This window comes from Waltera acetigignens, assembly GCF_025567015.1.
GTDB lineage: Bacteria > Bacillota > Clostridia > Lachnospirales > Lachnospiraceae > Acetatifactor > Acetatifactor acetigignens.
Map to the genome: position 1 here is coordinate 142866 of NZ_JAOQJO010000009.1, position 6401 is coordinate 149266.

A 6401-nucleotide genomic window follows, 5' to 3' on the forward strand; every position below is an offset into this window, starting at 1 on the left:
TTGTGTGAACAGGGGTGTTTTATTTGACAGATTATGAAATGCTTTTAGATTCCGCAGATAGTCAAGATGTGACTGTTGATGAAACTTCACATTTCTGTGGAACGCAAATTAAGGGATTGTATTTAGATAACCACATTGCTCTTAGCAAAGATTTACGCTCTGATACTCAGAAACGCTGCATTTTAGCAGAAGAGCTGGGACACTATCACACTACCGTTGGAGACATTATCGATCAGTCCTCCGATTCAAACCGCAAGCAGGAGCTCCGGGCGCGTCTCTGGAGTTACAACAAACTGATCGGATTACACGGCATCATCTCCTGCCATAAAGCACACTATACTACCTCTTATGAGATGGCTGATTACCTGGGTGTCACAGAGGAGTTTCTGCAGGAAGCTCTGCAGTGTTATCGGAGCAAATACGGTATCTGCGTGCAATATGATAATTATGTTATCTACTTCGACCCGATAGTGGTGTTGGAGCTGATATAAATACTAATATGAAAAGGGGAAATTTATATGGGATTCACTAAAATCTTTAACAGTATCCGTTCTTCGACTATGTTACCCTCGGATATCGAAAACGTCTCGTTGAAACGCATTATTCCTAAAATTAATGAGTGGAATATTGATACTGTGCTTATTACTGCAAATCGAAATTGTACTGCCTGTAAACAATATAATCAACAGGTGTTTTCTCTTTATGGGAAGAATAAAAATTATCCAAAGTTACCCGATATACTATATCAACGTTCTTGCCCTGTCTGTGGTAAAATCTTTGGTGCTACAATATACGGCTTATAATATTTATGATCTTCATTTTAAAAAATTGCACCGGTGCAATTTACTATGATATTGATATACACATAGTTTTACACATGGTTATCCACAGATTTATACACATTTTGTGTAATATGTATTGACAAATCAATCCTGAACATATAATATAAATGTGTAGCTAAGGTTACACGTTAATAATGCTTCAGGTTGTACGTCTCTCAATATATGAGAATGACCGAACCCTGGAGCTTTTTATTTTATACGGAGGATAATATATGAAAACTGCTATACTTGTAGATGGTGGATTCTATCGCAGGCGGGCTCAAATTGTTCTAGGCGATATTCCTGCCAAGGATCGTGCTATTGAATTGGCAAATTATTGCAAACGCCACCTGAACTCTCATGGCGAACATAATAACGATCTGTATCGTATATTTTACTATGACTGTCCTCCTGCTTCGAAAAGACTTTTCCACCCCTTTCTTCAGAAACAGGTGGATCTGTCCAAAACTGACCTGTATATCTGGATGAATGAATTCCTCACTGAGCTGAAGAAAAAGAGAAAGTTTGCCATCCGCTTAGGAAAACTCGCCGAAGAACAGGCTCATTACACTATCCGTCCTGATGTTGTCAAAAAGCTCTGCCGCGGATCCATTTCTTTTTCGGATCTGCAAGAGTCTGATTTTTGCATTGAGATAGATCAAAAAGGTGTTGATATGAAAATCGGTTTGGATATTGCATCTATGGCATATAAGCATCAAGTTGATCAGATCATCCTGATTTCCGGAGATAGTGACTTTGTATCTGCTGCAAAACTTGCCCGTCGGGAAGGTATTGATTTTATACTCGATCCGCTGGGTGCACCTATTAAGCCAGATCTGTTTGAACATATAGATGGACTGCGTACCTGCGATAAACGGTTCACGCCAACCAATAAGTAAAAAAATCAGCCCCAGTGCGCCAACACCGGAGCTGATCCGATTACCGGGTAAACCGATAAATCACCTTGAACAAGTGCATTTTATCATTTTCCCGGACGGATTGCAATGCAAACATATGTCCGGGCATTTTTATGCCCATTTTTCCGTACATTTACTTAGGAGGAATGTGCAATGTCTAAGAAAGTGATGCGAAAATCTCCGGAAGTCACGGAGCAGATCCGCACCGGTGCCGCTTATATTCGTGTCAGCACGGATGATCAACTGGAGTATTCTCCGGAGTCCCAGCTGGAAGAGATCAAACGGTACTGTCTGCAGCATAACATCTTGTTGCCGTCTGAATTTATCTTCGTGGAAGAGGAAGGACGCTCCGGCCGTAAATCCAGTAACCGTTATGCCTTCCAGAATATGATTGCAATGGCGAAGACCAAGCCGAAGCCCTTCGATGTCATTGTACTGTGGAAATTCAGCCGTTTCGCAAGAAATCAGGATGAGAGCACCTTCTATAAGTCCATGCTCCGGAAGAAACTGGGAATTGATGTGGTGTCTGTCAGCGAACCCCTGATTGACGGTATGTACGGTCGACTCATCGAAATGATCATAGAGTGGCAGGATGAATTCTATTCCGTGAATCTATCCGGGGAAGTGCGTCGTTCTATGCTCTCCCGGGCCCGGAAGGGACTCTATAACGGTAAGATGCCTCTGGGCTACACCAAACCCCCGAATGAGAATCCTGTTATAGAGGAGCAGGAGGCGGCCATAGTCCGGAAAATTTTCGACATGTACGCTTCAGGATCTGACATCAACTATATCACCAGAGGGCTGAATGATCACGGTTATAAGACCAAGACCGGGAAGAAGTTTGACCAGGAAGGTGTCATATATATTCTGGAGAATCCTTTCTATATTGGCAAGGTACGCTACAACATGAGAGAATCCAGTGCCACCAGTACCCTCCGTGATCCGGACGAATGGATTATAGCAGACAGCTTTCACGAACCTATTATTGATATGGAGACCTGGAATATCGTTCAAGAGCGCCGGGAACGCAGTAAGAAGCTGGCTGGCCGCTATGAGCATCCGGTCTCTCACGCCAAGCACTGGCTGTCCGGTCTGGTCAAATGCCCGGTCTGCGGTAAGTCATTGTCACACAAGGAAGGCTATCCCCGCAAGTCCACGAACGGGACCACGTACCTATCTGGGGAAGGCTTCCAGTGTCTGGGATACATGAAGGGGCTCCATAGTGGCTCACAGTTCATCTCAGCGAAGAAACTGACCGACTCTGTGATTACGTCCCTTAGAGACGTATTGGAGAGCACCACAGACGTATCCTTTGAACTTGTCCGGACCTATGAACCAACCATAGAACTGGATTGCCAGCGTTACCAGCGCGAGCTGGCTTCTCTGGATCGGAAACTGGAGCGTATCCGGGAAGCTTACATGAATGAAATTGATACTCTGGAAGATTACAAGCGAAATAAAGAAATGATTGAAAAGCGCCGTGCCGATCTGGAAGCTTTGTTGGCTGACATGACGACTGCTGCCTCCGGCCCTGAGAATTACAAAGAGCAGTTCTTGAACCGGGTACAGTCTGTCCTGGATATCATAGAAAGTGATGCTCCAAATGACCTGAAAGCGGAGGCTCTCCGGGGCATTGTGCGTAAGATTGTGTTCTACAAGGATACAAATACCCTTGAATTTCACTATTACCTCATGGTAGAATGAATCCTATAACCCGCATAAACACTGGGGTTATAGAATAGTAGCTGTATTTCCGGTCATCCCCCACCATGCCCCGCATCCAATACAATCAATGACATAAAAAAACTCCCGCATATCCTTTTGTTTCATGATATGCGGGAGTTTCCCCATTTAGATATTTTTTGCTTACTTTAAAATTGCTGCCGTCACTTCCTGCGGAATCACAAATTCCGGTGCTCCCATAGAACCGGGAGCCACTTCGTATTCGTCAAAGGCAATGACCAGTTCGTCTTTTTCATTAAAATAGAAGTTCGTCTGCTCCGTGATCCCCTGAAAATTGAATTCCGGCATATCGTCATTATCCAGGAAATAGATCACGCCTTCGTCCGCCGCCATCTGCTCCTGCATCTGGGTCTTAATGTTCTCGCTGATCGCGGAAATATAGTCGCTCCCTTCCACAAACAGATCTTCCAGTGTCACCACATTTCCCGTCTGTTTATCAATCGTATAAAACTGATTATTCTCGTAGCCGCTGGCTTCCGTCTCCAACACGCTTAATTTTACGGTGTAATACCTCTCATTGTCCGTAACGACCTCCTGGGACACATGCAGACCATGGTATCCTTCCTCGGATAAGGTATCCTCGAACTGACGGATCAGTTCCTCTACCGTAGCCTCCATATCCTGGTTGACCGCTTCCACACCGTCTTCCGACAGATTTGCTACCGCAGCCTCCTGTCCGACACCTTCCACACTTCCGGCTGCTGTGCCCTTAGGAGTGGCTGCCACTTCTCCAACGGAAGCACCTTCTCCTGCGTCTTCTCCATAGTTGATCTGTGCAAGTTCTACTTCAGCATCATGGTTCTCGTCACTGTAATTGTACTGCCGCACTGTTACCAGCCTAAAAAAGCCACCCAGCAACGGAATATTTTCCATGGCATGGGCTATCTGTATATTGGTATTTGGCAGTGCGATCATCACGACTGCTGCAGCCGCCACTGCTGTCCATGCAGAACGCCTTCTGGCGTGCTCTACTCTTTTTTTCTCCATCCGGGCTCTGTCGATACCTGCCTGCAGCCGTTCCCGTCCCGCTTCGGGTATTATCATATTCTCATACTCCTCTTTTAATTGTCTCAACTGTTCCTGTTCTGTCATATCTATTCTCCATCTGCCCGGTCGGTTCGGACCGGTCATGTTATCTCTTCCTATATCTTCCTATATCTCTTTGTCTGTATCTGTCTTATGTCCTGCCTATATATGATGTCGGGGCAAAATCCCACGACTTTGACTACGGATTGCTCAGCCCATGCTGCCCTCGAGGTTCAGCCGCAGTTTTTTCATCACCCGGTACAGCCTGCTCTTTACCGTACTCAGGTTCTCATCCAGGATCTTCGCGATCTCCTCCAGCTGCCTGTCCTCAAAAAATCGTAGGACTACGATGGCACGATCCTTTGGGTCAAGATTTTCTATTGCGCGCTTTAAATCAATATTTTCATAGATATCTTCACTTGCCGCCTGGATCTCCTCCACATCCACGCTCTCCTTCCGGCTGCGCAGGAAGCTGCACGCCTCGTTGATCACGATCCGGTACACCCAGGTCTCCACGTATTGCGGCTCCTTCAGGCTGTCACTTTTTAAAATAGCTTTATAGGCTGCTTCCTGTACAATATCCAGCGCGTCCGCTTCATTATGTACATAACTATAAGCAAGACGGTAATACTTCTCATACCCTTCCGTCAGGGCACGCTCCACCGCCTGTTCTTTTTTTCTGTCCGACATATATCCTTTCCTCACTTTTGAAAACTGCATGCAATTATTTTTCGGTATTTATTGTAACACATATTCTTTTGATATATTCTACGATTTTGACGCTGTATTCCCGCAAAAAGTTTCACCGACAAAAAATATTCCAGACTGAGGTTTTTTTTCTTTTTTCTTTTAGTTTCTTTTTTTCTTTAGTTTTTTTCTTTTTTCTTTTTTTCTTTTAGTTTTCTATCATTTTTGACGCAAATAAGCGGCATACGTCTCTTCATCAAGACATACACCGCTTTTCATGTTTATACTGTTACACCCTTTGCCAGTACGCTCCCACATTCCCACTTTTATTCAATTACTATGTCAGATACTTATTCTTCCTCAGAACCACTCTTTTTTCTTACATAGAATACAGCTCCAAAAACATTCAGTATAATACAGATACCTATAATAATGATTATCGTATTATTCCATGCATATTTTGAAGTGCTGTCATCTGTCTTAGGTGCAGGAATGGTTTCATCAGATTTGTTGTCTGCCTGACCGTTATCACTCATAATCTTGGCATCAACAACAATCGTGTAATCTGATGCATGGGTAAATACAAGTTCCACATTTCCATCCGGATCAATCTGTCCGGCGCTGATAAATTCCAGTTCTCCGGTCTGTTCATTGTAGTAGAACAGGTTCGCATACAGTCCTGCATTCTTTGATTCCATGTTGACGGTCAGTGTGGCTGCAAATCCAAACTCTCCGTCATAAGCAAGAGTCAGATTCAAGGAAGAATGTTCCCCGGTCACGTTATTGATCACATCCACAGGAATGGATTTTCCGGCGTCGGCTCCGACTGTCACATCAAAATCAATATCTCCAGCTGCATCAGTAATATCCTTTCCATAAATCTTCCAGGAAAGACCATTTCCCATATCCAGAACAAGTGTTGTATCTTTGCCCTTGATACTGTCAATTACATCTTTCGGTACTACAGTTGTTCCGTTCATTGCAACCGTTACCGTATCGCCTGCCTTAGCTTCTTCAAGCTGTGGCTTGATAACATCCCAGCCTTCCTTGCCGCTGTCGTCCTTGATGTATGGCTTAATTGAATCTCCTTTTCTCTGCAATTACCGGTGTTGCTTTAGTTACTTTAACAGTTATTGTTCTAGTTACGGTATTGTAGTTGTTTGCGTCATTAGGTGTAAATACTGCCTGATCTGATCCACTTTTTCTG

General features: G+C 44.1%; 6 protein-coding genes. 3 read left to right on the forward strand and 3 right to left on the reverse strand.

Annotated elements, in window-relative coordinates:
* Positions 1-14 precede the first annotated feature (14 nt).
* The 3 genes from OCV96_RS10250 (at position 15) to OCV96_RS10260 (ending at position 3442) form a co-directional block, all read left to right on the forward strand.
* Positions 15-491: an ImmA/IrrE family metallo-endopeptidase gene (locus OCV96_RS10250; RefSeq protein WP_317239296.1), complete on the forward strand. Its 477-nt coding sequence runs from the start codon at positions 15-17 to the stop codon at positions 489-491.
* Between the two features lie 563 nt (positions 492-1054).
* On the forward strand, positions 1055-1720 hold the full coding sequence (locus tag OCV96_RS10255; protein ID WP_262594457.1) for an NYN domain-containing protein: 666 nt from the start codon (positions 1055-1057) through the stop codon (positions 1718-1720).
* A gap of 171 nt (positions 1721-1891) precedes the next feature.
* On the forward strand, positions 1892-3442 hold the full coding sequence (locus OCV96_RS10260; protein WP_262594458.1) for a recombinase family protein: 1551 nt from the start codon (positions 1892-1894) through the stop codon (positions 3440-3442).
* A 162-nt stretch (positions 3443-3604) separates the two neighbouring features.
* Here OCV96_RS10260 and OCV96_RS10265 read toward each other — a convergent pair whose 3' ends face one another.
* The 3 genes from OCV96_RS10265 to OCV96_RS10275 all read right to left on the reverse strand — a co-directional run bounded on the left by OCV96_RS10265 (position 3605) and on the right by OCV96_RS10275 (position 6294).
* Positions 3605-4573 (reverse strand): RsiV family protein, encoded by a 969-nt coding sequence (locus OCV96_RS10265; RefSeq protein WP_172594712.1) that lies wholly within the window; start codon positions 4571-4573, stop codon positions 3605-3607.
* Positions 4574-4717: 144 nt separating this feature from the next.
* On the reverse strand, positions 4718-5197 hold the full coding sequence (locus OCV96_RS10270) for a sigma-70 family RNA polymerase sigma factor (RefSeq protein ID WP_022313130.1): 480 nt from the start codon (positions 5195-5197) through the stop codon (positions 4718-4720).
* Between the two features lie 347 nt (positions 5198-5544).
* Positions 5545-6294 carry a hypothetical protein gene (locus tag OCV96_RS10275; protein WP_118538316.1) on the reverse strand — a complete coding sequence of 250 codons (750 nt, stop codon included), beginning with the start codon at positions 6292-6294 and terminating at the stop codon, positions 5545-5547.
* Between the last annotated feature and the right edge of the window lie 107 nt (positions 6295-6401).

Bases quoted from the DNA above. Each gene is read 5' to 3' on its own strand.
- OCV96_RS10255 (WP_262594457.1), top strand. From the start codon at position 1,055: ATGAAAACTGCTATACTTGTAGATGGTGGATTCTATCGCAGGCGGGCT.
- OCV96_RS10260 (WP_262594458.1), top strand. From the start codon at position 1,892: ATGTCTAAGAAAGTGATGCGAAAATCTCCGGAAGTCACGGAGCAGATC.
- OCV96_RS10265 (WP_172594712.1), bottom strand. From the start codon at position 4,573: ATGACAGAACAGGAACAGTTGAGACAATTAAAAGAGGAGTATGAGAAT.
- OCV96_RS10270 (WP_022313130.1), bottom strand. From the start codon at position 5,197: ATGTCGGACAGAAAAAAAGAACAGGCGGTGGAGCGTGCCCTGACGGAA.